Genomic DNA, 16,857 nt, shown 5'->3' with positions numbered 1-16,857 from the left:
ACCCCTTCCGGTCCTATCTCTGACGTCACCGTCAGGAACGACCCTAGCGCCGGCCGCCTCGGCCGACGTGTGACGCGGGCCACGTGGTGTTGCCTCTGACGTCAACGTCAGCAAATAGCGTCGCCAGTCGTCAACAGATGGAGGAGAGCGACGATGAGCCGCGCATTTGGCTACCACGCATTCGGTGGCCCCGAGGTCCAGCAGTACTTCGACCGACCCGACCCGAAGCCCGCCGACAATGAGGTCCTCATCCGGGTCCGGGCAGCCGGGGTGGCACGCCTCGACCACCTGCTCCGCTCCGGCGCCGTCCCGGCGCTCAACGGGCACGTGCCGTTCCCGCAGGTGATGGGAATGGAGGCCGCCGGCGATGTTCTCGCGACCGGGGCCGGCGTCACCGATCTCCAGGTGGGCGACGCGGTGTTCGGGTTCGCGCTCAGCGGCGCCGGCACGTACGCCGAGACGACGGTCCTGCCGGCCGAGAACGTGGCCCGCAAGCCGGAGTCGTTGCCCTACGAGTGGGCGGCGACAGTGCCGGTGTCCGGTACGACAGCCCTCGACGGGCTCGACCGGCTCGACCTGCCGGCAGGCTCGACACTGCTGATCAACGGTGTCGGTGGCAGCACCGGCCTCGCCACCGCACAGCTTGCCCGAGCGCGGGGACTGACGGTCATCGGAACGGGCAGCGACAGCAAGCGGACGGTGGCCGAGGCGCTCGGCGTCGCCTTCGTCGACTACACCGCCGGCGACATCCCGGGACAGGTGCGCGCGCTCGCTCCGACCGGCGTCGACGGGCTGTTCGACCTCGTCGGCGGCGACTCCCTGCGCTCGGTCGCCGGGCTGGTGAAGGATGTTCGGCAGCTGCTGTCGGCCGCCGACTACGCGGTGAGTGAGCTGGGTGGCGAGTTCGTGGACCGCCGGCTCGGCAGGACGTCGCTTGAGGCTGTCGCCGCGCTGATGGTCGACGGCACCATCGATCCGCACATCACGCGCACGTTCACCTTCGACCAGAGCGCCCAGGCGGTGGCGGCCGTCGAGACCGGTCACACCACCGGCAAGCTGGTCATCGCACTCGGGTGAGATCCCCGGCGGGGTGGCGCAGACAAAACGCGCCGCCCCGCCGACGGCACCTCACGTCAGCTGTTGGGCCAGGCCGACGATGATGCCCTCCGGGCCACGGACGTAGCAGAGCCGGTAGCTCTCCTCGTACTGCGCCACCTCCCCGACGAGTTCGGCACCGTGCGTACGCAGGCAGGCAACGACGTCCTCGATGTCGTCGACGGCGAACATGATTCGACGAATGCCGACCGTGTTCGCCGGGGCGTGCCTCGGCTCGCTGCTGATCGCCGTCGGCGTGTGGAACATCGCCAACTCCACCTTGCCGTGCCCGTCGGGTGTGCGCAGCATCGCCACGTCCTGCCGGACGCCGTCGACCCCGATGACGCGCTCCACCCAACGACCCTCGACGGGCCCTCTGCCTTCAAGCTCCATGCCGAGTTCGACGAAGAACGAGATGACGGCGTCGAGGTCTTCGACAACGATGAGGACGTTGTCCATCCGCTGAATCGCCATGCCGGATCTTTCCCCTTGGTCGCGTACGGCCACCGTGACCGCATCCACCTCGGAGACGAAGCCGCGTTCCCGTTCTCGACACCATCGTCGCCTGGGACTACGCCGCTCGCCACCGCTTCTTGGAATCCGTCGCGGTGGTCGTACACACCATCGACTTACCGGTCTTTGTCACACCACGCGCTCCCTGCTTGGAGCAGAAAGCCCCGGGATGCACCGTCGCCAGCGAAGGCGGTTTCGGCTTCGCCGTCGTGGGCTTCGGTTTCGGCTTCGCCGTCGTGGGCTTCGGCCTGGGTGCTGCCGTCGTCGTCTTCGGCTTGGGTTTGGTGGTCGTCGGCTTCGCGTTCGGCCGAGGTGTCGGCTCACCACTTGTGCCCTGCGGGTCCGGTGTCGGGCTCGACGTGGCAGGCTCCGGGATCGCCGACGGCGGCGCGTCCGGCGTGGCACTCGCGTCTTCCGCGAGACGGTCGCTGGCCGTCGGAGCGGTTCGTGTCGCCGCCGCGGTGGGCTTCTTGTCACTGTCGTCGGTGGTGAGCGCCCCTATGGTGCCGACGCCGCAGCACAGTAAGACCGAGATCGCGGCGGCGATACCAACGGCACCGAGATTGCCGATCTTCTTTTTCGCCGGGTAAGTGGTCACCTCCGGGAGTGTGCTGGGCGGGATGAGCCGACGGCACCACTGATCGGGGGCAGTTGAACTCCAACGACCCACAGCCGGGCCACAGCAGGATCACAGCAGAGGGGCCGGTCGTCGATATCTGCCGGCTGGCCGTCCACCATGGCGCATCGATGCGGGTGGTCGCCGATGGACGTGCCGATGCGCGCCCGACCGAACGGACGGGCGAACCGCCACGGCAAGATCAACCGTTCGGGGGGATCGAGACTTTCTCGCGTCCCCTACCGTCGCTACCTATGACCTACCCGTACCAGGTGCCCCCACCACCACCCAAGCGGCGGACGCTGCGGACCGTGCTGATCGTCGTGGGCGTGGTCGTCGTACTGTGCTGCGCCGGCGTCGGCACCGGCGGCTTCTTCCTGTTCAAGGGCATCAAGGCCGCAACCGACCCGGCCCGGCAGGCTGCCGAGTCCTTCGTGAGCGAGTTGGAGGCCGGCGACGCGGCGGCGGCGTACGAACTGCTGTGCAGCGACACGCGCAGGAATTTCACGAAGGACACGTTCGTCCAGGGCGTCGCCAGGCAGCCACAGATCCAAAGCCACAAGGTCAACGGCGTCAACGTGTCGACAGTCAACGGGCGTACCTCGGGGACCGTGAACATGGCCTTGAAGCTGGACAGTGGCTTCACCGACAGGCGCGCGATCCCGCTGGTGAAGGAGGACGGCACCTGGAAGGTGTGCGGCCAACCGTACTGATCAGCAGGTGCGTGACTGCCAACTCACCTTCGTGACGACTGTTCGCATATGCAGGTCCCCACCACCGTGCGGCGGTTCGCCGCTCAACCTGCCGGCCTCACGTTGGTCGACGCCACGTGGCGGCGGGGCAGCGCAGACGCCATGAGTGCGAGCAGCGCCGCACCCGCCCCCACCACGAACAGCGGCGCCAGAGCTGGTTGCCCAAGCCACTCCCACATGGGGTGCCAGGACGGGTGCGGCTCGTCCATGTGATGCCTCACCGTGGACGGGCCGGCAAGGAGGACCGGCACCCACCACGTGACGGCGGCAAGTCCGAACAGAACAGCGGTGAGCACGCGCAGTGCCCGGCCGCGATTCTCGGTGCGGCGACTGGCCCACCCGAACACCAACCAGGCGACCACCGTCCCGAGCAGAAAGCCTGCGACGCCGAAAGGCTTGACCGCTGCCGGGGTTGCCCGCGTCAGCTCGGCGGAGGCGTACGTCTCGTCGTTGTGGCCGGTCACCCCCGGCTTCGGTGGAGCCGACAGGGAACTGCCGAGCGATATTTCGAGATTCAGTACGTCGTCCCCACGCCACGCGGCGAACACCGCGCTCCTGGGCAACGTCGACTCGTCACAGCTGTTGCAGTCCACCCTGTTCCGGGTGGTCACGTCCGATACACGCCATCCGTTGTCGCGCAGCCACCCTCGGCTGGACTCGACAAGCGCCTGGTGGTCCACCTGCGCCGGGCCGCTCAGGCCCACCATGGCGCGACCCTGCTGGTACTCGCCAGCGTCGGGCGAGAACAGAACATGCAGGTTGTCGGAGCCGAGCGGCTGCCCGTAGATGACGAACAGCGCCGGGTCCACGCCGACGTGACCAGTCGCGTCCTGACCCAGCACGCCACTGAACAGCTCCGTCGCCTCGGCCGCGCTGGGCAACGGACGGGCGGTCTCCCACCCGAGCCGGGCAGCGAAGGCACCGGCGAACAGTCCCCACACGATCGCGGTCAAGGCGGCCCACACCACAACGCCGCGACTGTTCGGTCGCCCCAGTCGGCACCGCATTCCGTGGCGGAACAGGTTGGCCGCCTCACGGATGGTCGGTCGGGTCCGATCCGGCGGGGCGAGATCGAGGAGTGTCCCAACGACCTCCTCACCGCGGGTCCGTCGGAACTGGCGTGGATAGCACAGCAGCAGCCTGCGATAGCGGCGCGCGAGCCTTCCCCGCGTACGTGACATGGGGGTCTCCTTGGTGACGTCGACTTACGCCGGGCGCGGGCGGGCGATGCGCAGCTTGCGCTCCGCTGCCGCGGCGAGTGAGCGCAGACGGGCGGTCTCCGCGTCGAGCACAGCCAGCCCGTCCGAGGTCAACCGGTAGTACCGGCGAAGGCGCCCATCGGCGATCTCTTCTCGGTCCCGTACGACGAGGCCCTGCGAAGCCAGGCGGTCCAACGCGGTGTAGAGGGTCCCCGGGAGCAGCGTGACCCGGTTCGCCGACAGCACCGCGACCTCCTGAATGATCCCGTAGCCGTGCCGTGGCTGGTCGGCAAGTGCGGTCAGGATCAGGAAGCTCGGCTCTCGCATCTCGCTCACGCCGACAACATATATCGGTGATCAATGTATGGCAAGCGCGGAGTGCGGTGGCCGTTCGGCGCTGCATTGGTCAGCGGTGCTTCCTCCAACGGCGGGAACCCGCGACGATCATTCCCCCGCCCACTGCGCCCAGGATCGCCTCGTTGAAGGGCCCCGGCTGCTCGACGTAACCCAAGGCGACCGCGAGTCCAGCCCCTGCCGTCATCACACCCGCCACCGCCAAGGTGGCGCACAGAACGAGACGAGTACGCACGGCGTCAGTAGAGCAGCCCGATCGCCACGTCGTCGAACCCCTCACCCGAAGGGATCGAGACGGGCCGAGATCTACCCGCAGCCTGATGTCCAGCGGACTGCACCGCTGAGGCGGCGAGCGACGCAGTCGGGCGTGATCGACTCGGCTTCACTGAAACCGGGGCATCCCCGCAACCCGGACACCCCGATATCAAGGAAACCGAGTCGATCAACCCGCCAGCTGTCCGAAATACCCATTCTGAGTCGGAGCGCGCGAACGGTCACGGCGGAACGGGACAGCCCGTCGCGCTGCCCGAGGCGTGCGACGGCCCAGGGTTGCGCAGGTCAAGGCAGTTGCGCCCGTTACTTGGCGTTGAAGTAGCTGGCCTCCGGGTGGTGGACCACGATCGCGTCGGTGGCCTGCTCCGGCATCAACTGGAACTCTTCGGACAGCTCCACGCCGATCCGGTCCGCCCCGAGCAGGTCCACGATCTTCGCCCGGTCCTCCAGATCCGGGCAGGCCGGGTAACCGAACGCGTACCGGCAGCCCCGGTAGTCGTTGCGCAGCAGGCCGGCCAGGTCCGTCGGGTCGTCATGGCCGAGCGGGCGACCGTCGGGCAGGGTCATCTCGGTACGGATGCGCCGGTGCCAGTATTCGGCGAGCGCCTCGGTCAGCTGCACGGACAGCCCGTGCACCTCCAGGTAGTCGCGGTACTCGTTGCGGGCGAACAGCTTCGCCGCGTACTCGCTGACGGGCTGGCCCACGGTGACCAGTTGCAGCGCGACCACATCGAGCTGGTCGCCCTTGGGCTTGAAGAAGTCGGCCAGACACAGCCGGCGTTCCTGGCGCTGCCGGGGGAAGGAGAACCGGGCGCGCTCGGCGTGGCCGTTCTCGTCCAGGACGACAAGGTCGTTGCCTTCGGAGTACGCCGGGAAGTAGCCGTACACGACGGCGGCCTCCAGCACCTGGTCGGCGATCAGCCGGTCCAGCCAGTAGCGCAGCCGGGGGCGGCCCTCGGTCTCCACCAGCTCGTCGTAGGAGGGGCCGTTGCCGCCCCGGGCGCCGTTGAGCCCCCACTGCCCGCGGAAGGTGGCCCGCTCGTCGAGCAGCGCCGCGTAGTCCGACATGGGTACGCCCTTGACTACCCGGGTGCCGAAGAACGGTGGCGTGGGCACCGGCACGTCGGCGGCCACATCGGAGCGGACCGAGGAATCGTGCAGCTCCGGCAGCGACTCGCTGACGACCGAGCGCTGCCGCTCCCGGCGTGCCCGCCGGGTCGCCAGGGCCGCCTCCCGCTCCGGGTCGATCACCGGGGCGCCACCGCGCTTGGCGGTCATCACCCGGTCCATCAGGGACAGCCCTTCGAAGGCGTCCCGCGCGTAGTGCACCTGCCCGGGGTACATCGCCCGCAGGTCGTCCTCGACGTACGACCGGGTCAGCGCCGCCCCACCCAGCAGCACGGGCCAGCGCTCCGCGACCCCCCGCGTGGCCATCTCGGCGAGGTTCTCCTTCATGATGACAGTGCTCTTGACCAGCAGCCCCGACATGCCGATCGCGTCGGCGCGGTGCTGCTCGGCGGCGTCCAGGATGGCGCTGATCGGCTGCTTGATGCCGATGTTCACCACCTCGTAGCCGTTGTTGGACAGAATGATGTCGACGAGGTTCTTACCGATGTCGTGGACGTCGCCGCGCACGGTCGCGAGGACGATGCGGCCCTTGCCGCCGTCGTCGGTGGTCTCCATGTGCGGTTCCAGGTACGCCACCGCCGTCTTCATTACCTCGGCGGACTGCAACACGAACGGCAGCTGCATCTGCCCCGAGCCGAACAGCTCACCCACCACCTTCATCCCGTCCAGCAGGATGTCGTTGATGATCGACAGCGGGGCTCGGCCGCCGGCCATCGCCGCGTCCAGGTCGGCCTCCAGGCCGTTGCGCTCACCGTCGATGATCCGCCGCTTGAGCCGCTCGTCCAGCGGCAGCGCCGCCAACTCCTGCGCCCGGCTGGCCCGCGCGCTCGTCACGTCGACGCCCTCGAACAGCTCAAGGAAACGCTGCACCGGGTCGTACCCCTCGCGACGCCTGTCGTAGACCAGGTCCAGGGCGACCTCGCGCTGCTCGTCGGGGATCTTCGACATCGGCAGGATCTTGCTGGCGTGCACGATCGCCGAGGTCAGACCGGCCTGCACGCACTCGTGCAGGAACACCGAGTTGAGCACCTGGCGGGCCGCCGGGTTGAGGCCGAACGAGATGTTCGAGATGCCAAGTGTGAAGTTGACCCCCGGATAGCGGCGGGCGATCTCCCGGATCGCCTCGATCGTCTCGATGCCGTCGCGGCGGGTCTCCTCCTGCCCGGTGGCGATCGGGAACGTCAGCGCGTCGATGAGGATGTCGGAGCGGTCCATGCCCCACCGGCCGGTCAGGTCGTCGATCAGCCGGCCCGCGACCCGAACCTTCCATTCCTGGGTACGCGCCTGCCCCTCCTCGTCGATGAGCAGCGCTACCACCGCCGCGCCGTGCTCGCGCACGACCGGCATCACCCGCGCGTACCGGGAGTCGGGGCCGTCGCCGTCCTCGAAGTTCACCGAGTTCACCACGCACCGGCCGCCGAGCATCTCCAACCCGGCCTCGACAACGGCCGGCTCGGTGGAGTCCAGCATGATCGGCAACGTGGACGCGGTGGCGAACCGGCCGGCCAGCTCCCGCATGTCCTGCGTGCCGTCGCGGCCGACGTAGTCCACGCACAGGTCCAGCAGGTGCGAGCCGTCCCGCGCCTGACTGCGGGCGATCTCCACGCAGGCCCGCCAGTCGGCGGCCAGCATCGCCTCGCGGAACGCCTTGGAACCGTTGGCGTTGGTCCGCTCCCCCACCATCAGCACCGAGGCGTCCTGTGCGAACGGCACCGGGTGGTAGACCGACGAGACGCCCGCCTCGTGGCGCGGCTCGCGGGCCGGGGCGGTGACGCCGTGCAGCCGCTCGGACAGCACCCGGATGTGCTCCGGGGTGGTGCCGCAGCAACCACCGATCAGACCCACGCCGTACTCGGTGACGAACCGCTCCAGGGCGTCGGCCATCTCCACGGGAGTCAGCGGGAAGTACGCGCCGTCGGCGGTCAGCACCGGCAGGCCGGCGTTCGGCATCACCGACAGCGGGATGCGGGAGTGCTGCGACAGGTACCGCAGGTGCTCGCTCATCTCGGCCGGGCCGGTGGAGCAGTTGAGCCCGATCAGGTCCACGCCCAGCGGCTCGATCGCGGCCAGAGCCGCGCCGATCTCGCTGCCCACAAGCATCGTGCCCGTGGTCTCCACGGACACCTGACAGATGATCGGCACCTGTCGACCCAGCTCGGTCATTGCCCGCTTCGACCCGACGACCGCCGCCTTGACCTGCAACAGGTCCTGGCAGGTCTCGATGATCAACGCGTCCGCGCCGCCGTCGATCAGGCCGGCGGCGTTCTCCTGGTACGCGTCGCGCAGTGTGGCGTAGTCGGCGTGCCCGAGGGTGGGCAGCTTGGTGCCCGGCCCCATCGAACCCAGCACGAACCGGGGCCGCTCCGGAGTGCTGGCCGCGTCGGCGGCCTCCCGCGCGATCCGGGCGGCCGCCGTCGACAGCTCCCGGATGCGCTGCGGGATGTCATATTCGGCCAGGTTGGCGAGGTTGGCGCCGAACGTGTTTGTTTCCACGCAGTCCGCGCCGGCGGCCAGGTAGGCGTCGTGCACCCCCCGCACCACGTCCGGTCGGGTCACGTTGAGGATCTCGTTGCAGCCTTCGAGGCCGTCGAAGTCGTCGAGCGTGAGGTCCGCGGCCTGCAGCATCGTGCCCATCGCCCCGTCGGCGATGAGGATCCGATCGGCCAGCACATCCATCAACGAAGTCCGCACCCGTTCAGGTTAGTGCGGCCCCCGGCCTGCCCGGCTGCCCTCCGAGCCCGATCCCATATTGTGTCAGCCGAATCACGCTGTCCGGTTCACTCCCGTATGACTGGCCCCCGGCCGGGCCGGACCGGCGCGGCCGACGGGCCGCATCCCTGCCCGGCACGTAGGCTGACGGACGTGAACGACAACAGGGACGCCGCTGTGCACCACGGCCGGACGATCGGGCGCGGTCCCGGTGTCGGCCGCGACGAGCAGGGTGAGGTGACGGCGTGACCGAGTTCGACGGACTGCCGGTGCTGCGATCCCCGGTGGCGATTGCCGCGTTCGAGGGCTGGAACGACGCCGCGGACGCGTCCACCGCTGCCGTCGAGCACCTGGAGCAGGTCTGGAACGCGCGGCAGCTCGCCGAGCTGGACCCGGAGGATTTCTACGACTTCCAGGTCAGCCGGCCCACCATCACGATGGCCGACGGGGAGACCCGCCGGGTGGAATGGCCGACGACCCGGTTCATGGTGGCCAGCCCCGAGGGCACCGACCGTGACGTGGTGCTGATCCGGGGCATCGAGCCGAGCATGCGCTGGCGGACGTTCTGCGAGCAGGTGCTGGAGATCTGCCACAGCCTCGAAGTGGAGCGGGTGGTGCTGCTGGGCGCCCTGCTGGCCGACGTGCCGTACACCCGGCCGCTGCCGATCAGCGGCAGCGCCTCCGACGCGCAGGCCGCCGAGCGCTACCAGCTCACCCCCACCCGCTACGACGGGCCGACCGGCATCGTCGGGGTGCTGCACGACGCGTGCACCCGCGCCGAGGTCGACGCCGTCTCGTTCTGGGTGCACGTGCCGCACTACGCCAACAACCCGCCCTGCCCCAAGGCCACCCTCGCCCTGCTGCACCGCGTCGAGGAGGTCGTCGACCTGCCGGTGCCGATGGCCGACCTGGCCGAAGAGTCCGCCGAGTGGGAGCAGCGGGTACGCAGCGCCGCCGAGCAGGACGCCGAACTCGGCGAATACGTCCGCGAGCTGGAGGAACGGGTCGGCGACGAGGGCATCACCCCGCTGACCGGTGACGAGATCGCCCAGGAGTTCGAGAAGTACCTACGGCGCCGGGGCGGCTCGGCCGGCCCCACCGCCGGCTCCTGGTAGCTGCCCCTCCCCCGTTCGACGCGGGCCTCGGACTTAGGTGTCCGAGGCCCGCTTTCTTTGTTCTCCGGTTCCTTCGCTGCCTTTCGTGTTCTTCGGGGCTTGGCTTGTGCTCATAGTCCGATTGTTGTGCGTGTTCGGGGTGGCGCCGTCACACCCGCTAGGGCATCCTAGGAACCTAGCTATGATTGAGGAGGCGGCGATGCAGATCAATCCCGGGGCAGCCGAGTTCCCGCACCGCCAGATCGCCGCGCAGCTCAAGGCCCAGGTGCGCCGCGGCGACTGGGCGCCTGGCGAACGACTACCGTCCATCCCGGCCATCGCCGAGATGTTCGGCGTCGCCAAGCAGACCGTGCAGCGCGCCGTCGACCAGCTGCGGGTCGAGGGCATCCTGATCACCAAACCCGGCTCCGGTACGTACGTCCGCGGCACCCGGCGGCGACTCAACCGGCTCTCCCGAGGCAGGTACGGCGGCTTCCGCGGCTACCACACCGACCTGGCCGCCCGGTACCGTCAGCAACTCGTCTCGGTCGGCCGCGCTCCCGCCCCCGCCGAGGTAGCCGACGCATTCGGGGTGCCCGACGGCACCGACCTGCTCTGCCGCCGCCACCTCGTCCGCACCGACGACTCCCCCGTCGAGGTTGGTGCCTCCTGGTTCCTGCCCAACGACACCGCCGGCACCTCGCTGGAGCGCGCCGAAGCGTTCGGGCGACCCCTCTACCAGGAGGCCGAAGAGGCAACCGGGCGCCGCTACATCTCGGCCACCGACACGATCAGCGCCCGGCAGCCCAGCCGTGAGGAGGCCGAGACCCTGCAGATCCGGCCCGACACCCCGGTGCTGCACCTGCTGCACGTCGCGTACGACGGCCACCGCAAGCCGATCGAGGTAGCGCAGGCCACCTGGCCCGGTCCCATGACCACCCTCACCGAGGAGTACAAGATCCCCGCCCCAACCCCGGACCCGGAGCCCGACCCCGGCCTGGTCCTAGGCTGACCCCACCCACCCGCTCGAAAACCACCCCGCCGCGCCCCCACTCCCGGCGGCTCCGCGTCCCATGCCCCGCGCCCCGCGCCCCGCGCCCCTGCCTCCGCGCCCCTGCTCCCGCGCCCCTGCTCCCGCGCCCCTGCTCCGCACTCCGCCCCTCGCCCTCGCCCTCGCCCCTCGCCCCTCGCCCCTCGCCCCTCGCCCCTCGCCCCTCGCCCCTCGCCCCTCGCCCCTCGCCCCTCGCCCTTCGCCCTTCGCCCCTCGCCCCTCGCCCCTCGCCCCTCGCGTCGATCATGGAGTTGTGGTGGCCAGTATGGGCCGCGCTGCACCTTTTGCGGGGCACCACAACTCCATGATCGACGGGATTCCAGGCCCTGGCGCCCTGCCTCCCCGCCGATCTTGCGCTTCCTGTCCTCACAAAAGTGATCGATAAGGCTATATCGGCGACCGAAAGTGCAAGATCGGGAGGTGAGGGCGCAGCGCGAAGCGGCGCGGCACAGCTCGGCGCAGCAGAGCTGGCACAGCCCGTCGTGAAGCAGCACAGCGCGGCGCAGCACGAAGCAGCGCAATGCGGCGCCGGACAGCACAGCCGTCGCGACGCAGCCCCGCACAGCGCAGCCCCGCACAGCGCAGCCCCGCACAGCGCAGCCCCGCACAGCGCAGCCCCGCACAGCGCAGCCCCGCACTGCACTGCACGAAGCAGCCCGGCGCGGGCACAGCCCGGCGCGGGCACAGCCGAGTGTGGCGTGGCGTGAGGTTAGAGGCGGATGCCCAGTAGGGCGTCCATTGTCTTGGCGAACAGGGCGGGTGCTGCCGGATCGTCTGTCGCTCCGGCCAGCGTCGCGTCGGCCCAGCGGTCGGCTGCCGCCAGCGCGCCGGGGGTGTCGAGGTCGTCGGCGAGGCGCTGGCGTACCTCGGCAAGGAGTTCGGCCCCGGACGGCCCGGCGGGTGCTGCGGCGGCCTGCCGCCAGCGGGCCAGGCGCTCCTGGGCGACGGCGAGCACCTCGTCGGTCCAGGTGCGGTTGCTGCGGTAGTGCCCGGAGATCAGCGCCAGGCGGATCGCCATCGGGTCGACCTTGTCGGCGCGCAGCCGCGAGACGAAGACGAGGTTGCCGCGGGACTTCGACATCTTCTCGCCGTCCAGGCCGATCATGCCGGCGTGCACGTAGTGCTGGGCGAACGGCGCCTGGCCGGTGAGCCGCTCGGCGTGCGCGGCGGACGCCTCGTGGTGCGGGAACAGCAGGTCGTTGCCGCCGCCCTGCACGTCGATCCGGTCGCCGAGCAGGTTCAACGCGATGACGGCACACTCGATGTGCCAGCCCGGGCGGCCCGGCCCCAGCTCGCCGCCGGGCCAGGACGGCTCGCCCTCGCGCGCGCCGCGCCACAGCAGCGGGTCGAGCGGGTCACGCTTGCCTGCCCGGTCCGGGTCGCCGCCGTTCTCGGGGAAGATCTCCAGCATCTGCTCGCGGGTCAGGTTCGACTCGTAGCCGAAGCGGCCGGTGGCGGAGATGTCGAAGTAGATGTCGCCGGTGCCGTCGTCGAGCCGGTACGCGGCACCGTCCTTGACGAGCACCTCGACCTTGTCGGCGATGTCCGGGATCGACTCGACAGCGCCCACGTAGTGCTCCGGCGGGATGATCCGCAGCGCCTCCATGTCCTCCCGGAACAGCGCCGTCTCGCGCATGGCGAGGACCACCCAGTCCTCGCCGTCGCGCTCGGCCCGCTCCAGCAGCGGATCGTCGATGTCGGTGACGTTCTGCACGTAGCGCACCGCACGGCCGGCGTCGCGCCACATCCGCTGCACCAGATCGAACGTGATCATGGTGGCGGCGTGGCCGAGGTGAGTGGCGTCGTACGGCGTGATGCCGCAGACGTACATGCTTCCCGCGCCAACCGGCTCGCTCGGGTGGATACCCTGCCGCGCCGAGTCGTACAACGCCAGCGGCTCGCCCCTGCCCGGCAGCCGTGGCACCTCGTGTCCCGCCCAAGACTCCATGGCCTCAGCCTAGCCAGCCGTCCGGCCCGCCCGAGTCGCCCCACCGGTGATCAAAATGACAGCTGCTCACATGGGCGGCCAGGGCACCGCCGGCCAGTCCTCGGGTGGCTGCGGGAAACGGCCGGTGTCCCGCAACCGGTCGATGCGGGCGGCCAGCTCGGCGATCTCGCTGATCGTCAGGTGGTCGGCAAGCTCCGCGCCGAGCGGTCCGGCGACCTGCCCGGCAAGCGCGCCCAGCATCTCCACCGCGTCCGGCGGCAGCTGCCGGCCGGCCCAGCCCCACAGCACGGTGCGCAGCTTCGACTCGACGTGGAAGCTCACCCCGTGGTCGACGCCGTAGATCCGGTCGTCCGCGCTGACAAGCACGTGACCACCCTTGCGGTCCGCGTTGTTGATCACCGCATCGAGTACGGCGAGGCGGGCCAGTCGCGGGTCGTCGGCGTGAGCGAGGGCGTACGCCGCGCCGTCGTCGTCGCGGGCCGCCGCTATCGGAAACCAGCGCGGCGGCAACGCCTCGGCGGGCACGAAGCCGACAAGTGGTTCGGCGTCCTCCGGCTCGTCGATCCAGAGCTGGCAGGAACCCGGGCCGAACGGGCCGTCGCGCAGGACCGTCGGCGGCACCAGATCCCAGCCGGTGGCCTGGGAGACCAGGTACGCGGACACTTCCCGGCCGGCCAGGGTGCCGTCGGGGAAGTCCCACAGCGGACGCTCGCCGCGGACCGGTTTGTAGACGCAGCGGGCCGTCGCGCCGTCGAGCGTCAGGATGCCGCGCAGTGTCGTGTTCGACGCGTCGACGAGCCGCCCCTCCAGGTCGAGCGTGCCGTCGCGAAGCAGGCGCAGCGCGGCGTCGCCGTCCTGGCGGGGCTGCAAACCGGACGAGGTCACCGGTGGTAACCGTTGTGCCGCGGGCACAGGTGCCCGGCGGGGTCCAACGGTTGGCCGCACAGCGGGCACGGCGGCCGGCCCGCGTTCACCACGCGCCGGGCCCGCTCGATGAACTGGCGGGTGGCCTGCGGGGTGAGCCGGACCCGGAGCCGATCCAGGTCCTCGTCCGGCTCGTCGTCGTCATCGTCGTCGTCGGAATCGTCGTCATCGTCGCCCAGCTCGACCTCGGGCTCCACCTCGCCGGCGGCGATCGCCTCGATCACCACCGTCGCGGTGTCCACGTCGAAGGCCAGCCCGAGCGTCCCGACCCGGAACTCCTCGTCGACAGGCGTGTCCAGTGGCTCGTTGTCGCCCACCACCGGCGCCAGCTCGGGCAGGTCCACCCCGAAGCGGCGCTGCGCCTCGGTGAGCAGTTCCTCCAGCTTTTCGGCGAGCAGTGACACCTGGACCTTTTCCAGCGCGACGCTGACCAGCCTGCCGCCGCCCCGGGCCTGTAGGAAGAACGTGCGCTCCCCCGGCGGCCCGACAGTCCCGGCGACGAACCGCTCCGGCGGTTCGAAGGCGTGCACCTGGTGGGTCATACCCACGACCCTATCCGGCCCGTCATCGCGTTGCGCACCCCACCGACCCGAATCGCCGCACGGGCGGCGCGCCCGGCGTACGAGGGGTTACCGCCGGGCGTGGCGGCCGGCGGAGAGCTCACCGCCGGCCGTGGGGCACGCGGCCCAGGGTTGCGCTGAGGGTTCGTGGCGCGGCTCACCCGGCCGCACCGGCCCCGCCGCCGACGGCGGCGTCGGAGTCGGTGGCGCGGGTCGCCCGCCGACGCCGCTTGCGCGGCGGCGGCACCAGCGCGGCAAGGTCGCCGCCGGTGTCGTTGAGGCGCAGGAGGAACGGCCGCAACGACGTGAACCGGATAGCGGTCACCGAAGCCGGGTCGGCCACGATCCGCTGAAAAAGATCAAGGTGTACGCCGAGCGCGTCCGCCACGATCGCCTTGATCACGTCTCCGTGGCTGCACGCCAGCCAGACCGCCTCGGGCCCGTGCTCGGCGGTGACCCGGGCGTCCCAGGCGCGTACGGCCGCCACGGCACGCGCCGCCATAGCCGCCATCGCCTCACCGTCGGGAAAGACCGCGGCGCTCGGGTGCTGCTGGACGACGGGCCAGATCGGCTCCTTGGCGAGCTTCTTGAGCGGCTGTCCTTCCCAGCTGCCGTAGTCGCACTCGATGAGCCCCTCCTCCACGGTGGGGGTGGCCTGCGGTAGGGCCAGCTCCAGGGTCTGCCGGCAGCGGATCAGCGGGCTGGTCACCACCGCGGCGAGCGGCACGGTCCGCAGCCGTTCGCCGACCGCGCTCGCCTGGGCGCGGCCCGTGTCGTCCAGTTCGACGGGCTGGCGGCCGGCCAGGCCGCCGTCGGCGTTCGCGGTGGTCCGGCCGTGTCGCAGAAGCAGAAGGGTCGCCACGGGGATCACCCTATGACCTGCCGGGACCGGTACGCGGGCGCGGTGCGGCGACGCCGGCCCGGGAGCCAGGTCAGCGGACGTCCGTTGCGGGCTGGACGTCCTGCACGAAGCTGTCCGACCGGTCGGCGCCGTACCCGCCGAGGACGTTCAGCACGGCCGGCACGGCGTCGCGCTCCACCATCACCTCGACCCGGGCGCGGTCCAGCAGGTCCTGGTCGAGCCAGTAACCGCGGGGCAGGGCGCGGGCGGCCGGCTGGGCTGTCGAGACAGTGGCGTCGGAGACGACGATGGAGGTGGCGCCCGCGTCGAGCAGGGCCTCCCGCAGCTCCCTGGTGGTCGGCAGTCGCGCCGGGTCGACAGTCGCGGTGACCAGCCGCACCTGCCGCACCGGTTGACCAGGCTGGACTGGCTGGGCGGCCGGACCGCCGCGGCCGGGCTGGGCGGTGGATCGGCTTCGTCCCGTCCGGCGGCGCTCGGGCGCGCCGGTGCCGTTGAGCCCGGCGACGCCGCCCAAGTGGTACGCGTCGGTGCCCTGCTGCGCCTGGTCGAGGCTGTCCTGGGTGTCGGCCGGGGCGCGCAGCCCGATGACCGCCTGCACGCCGGCGGCGATCAACCAGCTGAGCACGAACGAGAAGATCACCACGCAGATCACGCCGACGATCTGGTGCCAGAGCAGGGATCCGCCTCCGCCGAAGAAGATGCCGTCCTTGCCGAGCGGGTTGGTGCCGCTGTTGCCGAAGAAGCCGACAAGCAGCGAGCCGAGCATGCCGCCGACGAAGTGGACAGCGAGGACGTCGAGGGCGTCGTCGAGCCGCAGCAGGTACTTCAACCGCAGCGCGGTGTGGCAGACGATGCCGGCGATCGCGCCGATGGCGATGGCGGACAGCGTGTTGACGTACCCGGCGGCGGGTGTGATGGTCGCGAGGCCCGCGACGGCACCGGAGACGCCGCCCACGACGGTGCTGTGGCCATCCTTGGCGCGTTCGGCGACGAGCCAGACGAGCATGCCGGCGGCCGCCGCGAGGTGGGTGTTGATGAGCGCCTGGGCGGCCACACCGTTGGCCTGGAGTCCGTCGCCGCCGTTGAAGCCGAACCATCCGAACCAGAGGATGCCCGCTCCGAGGATGGTCAGCGGAATGGAGTTGGGCGGGGCGGCGGTGTGTGGCCAGCCGCGACGGCGTCCGACGACCATCAGGGTGGCCAGGACGGCGGCGCCCGCCGAGGCGTGCACCACCATTCCGCCGGCCCAGTCCTGGGTGCCGAACCGGGCCAGCAGGCCGTCGGGGTGCCAGAGCCAGTGCGCGATCGGCGCGTAGACCACTATGGACCAGATGGCGATGAACACCACCCAGCCGATGAACTTCAGCCGGCCGGCAGTGGCGCCCGTGACGAGCGCGGGGGTGATCACCGCGAACATCATCTGGTACGCCACGAACGCCAGTGTGGGGATGGTGACCTGACCGGCGACCACGTGCAGGTGGGGCGCGGGCGGGACCCGCAGGTCGGTGAGCCCGAACAACTCGAAGTTGCCGAGGAGGCCGCTTCCGGCGTCGTCGCCGAAGGCGATCGTGTATCCCACGAGCACCCAGGTCAGGCTGACGACGCCCAGTGCGATCATGTTCTGCTGGAGCATGGCGAGCACGTTGCGGGTGCGGACCATCCCGCCGTAGAAGACGGCCAGGCCGGGGGTCATGAACAACACCAGGCCGGTGCAGACGAGCACCCAGGCGGTGTCGCCCGAGTTCACCGCTTCCTGAGCGAGCATGGGGGCTCACCTTT

General features: G+C 70.5%; 14 protein-coding genes. 5 read left to right on the top strand and 9 right to left on the bottom strand.

All coding sequences use genetic code 11. The features are described 5' to 3' along the window. Positions 1-153 precede the first annotated feature (153 nt). Complete coding sequence (locus tag ACPXB1_RS18560; protein WP_355594735.1) at positions 154-1,077, top strand: NADP-dependent oxidoreductase; 924 nt, start codon at positions 154-156, stop codon at positions 1,075-1,077. Between the two features lie 51 nt (positions 1,078-1,128). Here the strand turns inward: ACPXB1_RS18560 and ACPXB1_RS18555 are convergent, their stop codons facing one another. Beyond that, complete coding sequence (locus ACPXB1_RS18555) at positions 1,129-1,569, bottom strand: VOC family protein (protein WP_355594737.1); 441 nt, start codon at positions 1,567-1,569, stop codon at positions 1,129-1,131. Positions 1,570-1,757: 188 nt separating this feature from the next. Here ACPXB1_RS18555 and ACPXB1_RS18550 point away from each other — a divergent pair, with 188 nt between their 5' ends. Beyond that, a complete protein-coding gene (locus tag ACPXB1_RS18550; RefSeq protein ID WP_355594739.1) occupies positions 1,758-2,198 on the top strand; it encodes a hypothetical protein in 441 nt (146 codons plus the stop codon). Between the two features lie 280 nt (positions 2,199-2,478). Then, positions 2,479-2,937 (top strand): DUF4878 domain-containing protein, encoded by a 459-nt coding sequence (locus ACPXB1_RS18545; RefSeq protein ID WP_355594741.1) that lies wholly within the window; start codon positions 2,479-2,481, stop codon positions 2,935-2,937. An 83-nt stretch (positions 2,938-3,020) separates the two neighbouring features. On the opposite strand, the gene ACPXB1_RS18540 is transcribed toward ACPXB1_RS18545, so the two are convergent. The 3 genes from ACPXB1_RS18540 to metH all read right to left on the bottom strand — a co-directional run bounded on the left by ACPXB1_RS18540 (position 3,021) and on the right by metH (position 8,606). After that, positions 3,021-3,929: a hypothetical protein gene (locus tag ACPXB1_RS18540; protein WP_355594743.1), complete on the bottom strand. Its 909-nt coding sequence runs from the start codon at positions 3,927-3,929 to the stop codon at positions 3,021-3,023. 252 nt (positions 3,930-4,181) lie between these two features. Then, positions 4,182-4,502 (bottom strand): PadR family transcriptional regulator, encoded by a 321-nt coding sequence (locus tag ACPXB1_RS18535; protein WP_355594813.1) that lies wholly within the window; start codon positions 4,500-4,502, stop codon positions 4,182-4,184. Between the two features lie 603 nt (positions 4,503-5,105). Further along, positions 5,106-8,606, bottom strand: coding sequence for a methionine synthase (gene metH, locus ACPXB1_RS18530; RefSeq protein ID WP_425735597.1), 3,501 nt, complete (start codon positions 8,604-8,606; stop codon positions 5,106-5,108). 278 nt (positions 8,607-8,884) lie between these two features. Here metH and ACPXB1_RS18525 point away from each other — a divergent pair, with 278 nt between their 5' ends. After that, entirely contained in the window at positions 8,885-9,754 is an 870-nt protein-coding gene (locus ACPXB1_RS18525; RefSeq protein ID WP_053655841.1) for a PAC2 family protein, read from the top strand. Between the two features lie 199 nt (positions 9,755-9,953). Further along, positions 9,954-10,745: a GntR family transcriptional regulator gene (locus ACPXB1_RS18520; RefSeq protein WP_355594747.1), complete on the top strand. Its 792-nt coding sequence runs from the start codon at positions 9,954-9,956 to the stop codon at positions 10,743-10,745. A gap of 748 nt (positions 10,746-11,493) precedes the next feature. Here the strand turns inward: ACPXB1_RS18520 and mshC are convergent. The 5 genes from mshC to amt all read right to left on the bottom strand — a co-directional run bounded on the left by mshC (position 11,494) and on the right by amt (position 16,843). Next, complete coding sequence (gene mshC, locus ACPXB1_RS18515; RefSeq protein ID WP_355594749.1) at positions 11,494-12,732, bottom strand: cysteine--1-D-myo-inosityl 2-amino-2-deoxy-alpha-D-glucopyranoside ligase; 1,239 nt, start codon at positions 12,730-12,732, stop codon at positions 11,494-11,496. Positions 12,733-12,798: 66 nt separating this feature from the next. Further along, the gene (locus ACPXB1_RS18510; protein ID WP_355594751.1) at positions 12,799-13,617 is read right to left on the bottom strand and encodes an SCO1664 family protein; all 819 of its coding nucleotides are present in this window, start codon (positions 13,615-13,617) and stop codon (positions 12,799-12,801) included. Beyond that, positions 13,614-14,198: a DUF3090 domain-containing protein gene (locus tag ACPXB1_RS18505; RefSeq protein WP_053655837.1), complete on the bottom strand. Its 585-nt coding sequence runs from the start codon at positions 14,196-14,198 to the stop codon at positions 13,614-13,616. The genes ACPXB1_RS18510 and ACPXB1_RS18505 overlap by 4 nt, the downstream gene beginning before the upstream one ends. A 175-nt stretch (positions 14,199-14,373) precedes the next feature. After that, positions 14,374-15,087: an MSMEG_4193 family putative phosphomutase gene (locus ACPXB1_RS18500; RefSeq protein WP_355594753.1), complete on the bottom strand. Its 714-nt coding sequence runs from the start codon at positions 15,085-15,087 to the stop codon at positions 14,374-14,376. Between the two features lie 61 nt (positions 15,088-15,148). Further along, the gene (gene amt, locus ACPXB1_RS18495) at positions 15,149-16,843 is read right to left on the bottom strand and encodes an ammonium transporter (RefSeq protein WP_355629636.1); all 1,695 of its coding nucleotides are present in this window, start codon (positions 16,841-16,843) and stop codon (positions 15,149-15,151) included. Positions 16,844-16,857: the final 14 nt, after the last annotated feature.

It is taken from the genome of Micromonospora sp. DT68 (genome assembly GCF_049847245.1).
GTDB lineage: Bacteria > Actinomycetota > Actinomycetes > Mycobacteriales > Micromonosporaceae > Micromonospora > Micromonospora profundi.
Note: the sequence above shows the minus strand (reverse complement) of the source record. Positions and strands in the feature narration are given on the sequence as shown.

What these genes read in the sequence shown, in the direction of transcription:
- ACPXB1_RS18560 (WP_355594735.1), top strand. Translation starts at nt 154, where the DNA reads ATGAGCCGCGCATTTGGCTACCACGCATTCGGTGGCCCCGAGGTCCAG.
- ACPXB1_RS18505 (WP_053655837.1), bottom strand. Translation starts at nt 14,198, where the DNA reads ATGACCCACCAGGTGCACGCCTTCGAACCGCCGGAGCGGTTCGTCGCC.
- ACPXB1_RS18545 (WP_355594741.1), top strand. Translation starts at nt 2,479, where the DNA reads ATGACCTACCCGTACCAGGTGCCCCCACCACCACCCAAGCGGCGGACG.
- amt (WP_355629636.1), bottom strand. Translation starts at nt 16,843, where the DNA reads ATGCTCGCTCAGGAAGCGGTGAACTCGGGCGACACCGCCTGGGTGCTC.
- ACPXB1_RS18535 (WP_355594813.1), bottom strand. Translation starts at nt 4,502, where the DNA reads ATGCGAGAGCCGAGCTTCCTGATCCTGACCGCACTTGCCGACCAGCCA.
- metH (WP_425735597.1), bottom strand. Translation starts at nt 8,606, where the DNA reads ATGGATGTGCTGGCCGATCGGATCCTCATCGCCGACGGGGCGATGGGC.
- mshC (WP_355594749.1), bottom strand. Translation starts at nt 12,732, where the DNA reads ATGGAGTCTTGGGCGGGACACGAGGTGCCACGGCTGCCGGGCAGGGGC.
- ACPXB1_RS18555 (WP_355594737.1), bottom strand. Translation starts at nt 1,569, where the DNA reads ATGGCGATTCAGCGGATGGACAACGTCCTCATCGTTGTCGAAGACCTC.
- ACPXB1_RS18520 (WP_355594747.1), top strand. Translation starts at nt 9,954, where the DNA reads ATGCAGATCAATCCCGGGGCAGCCGAGTTCCCGCACCGCCAGATCGCC.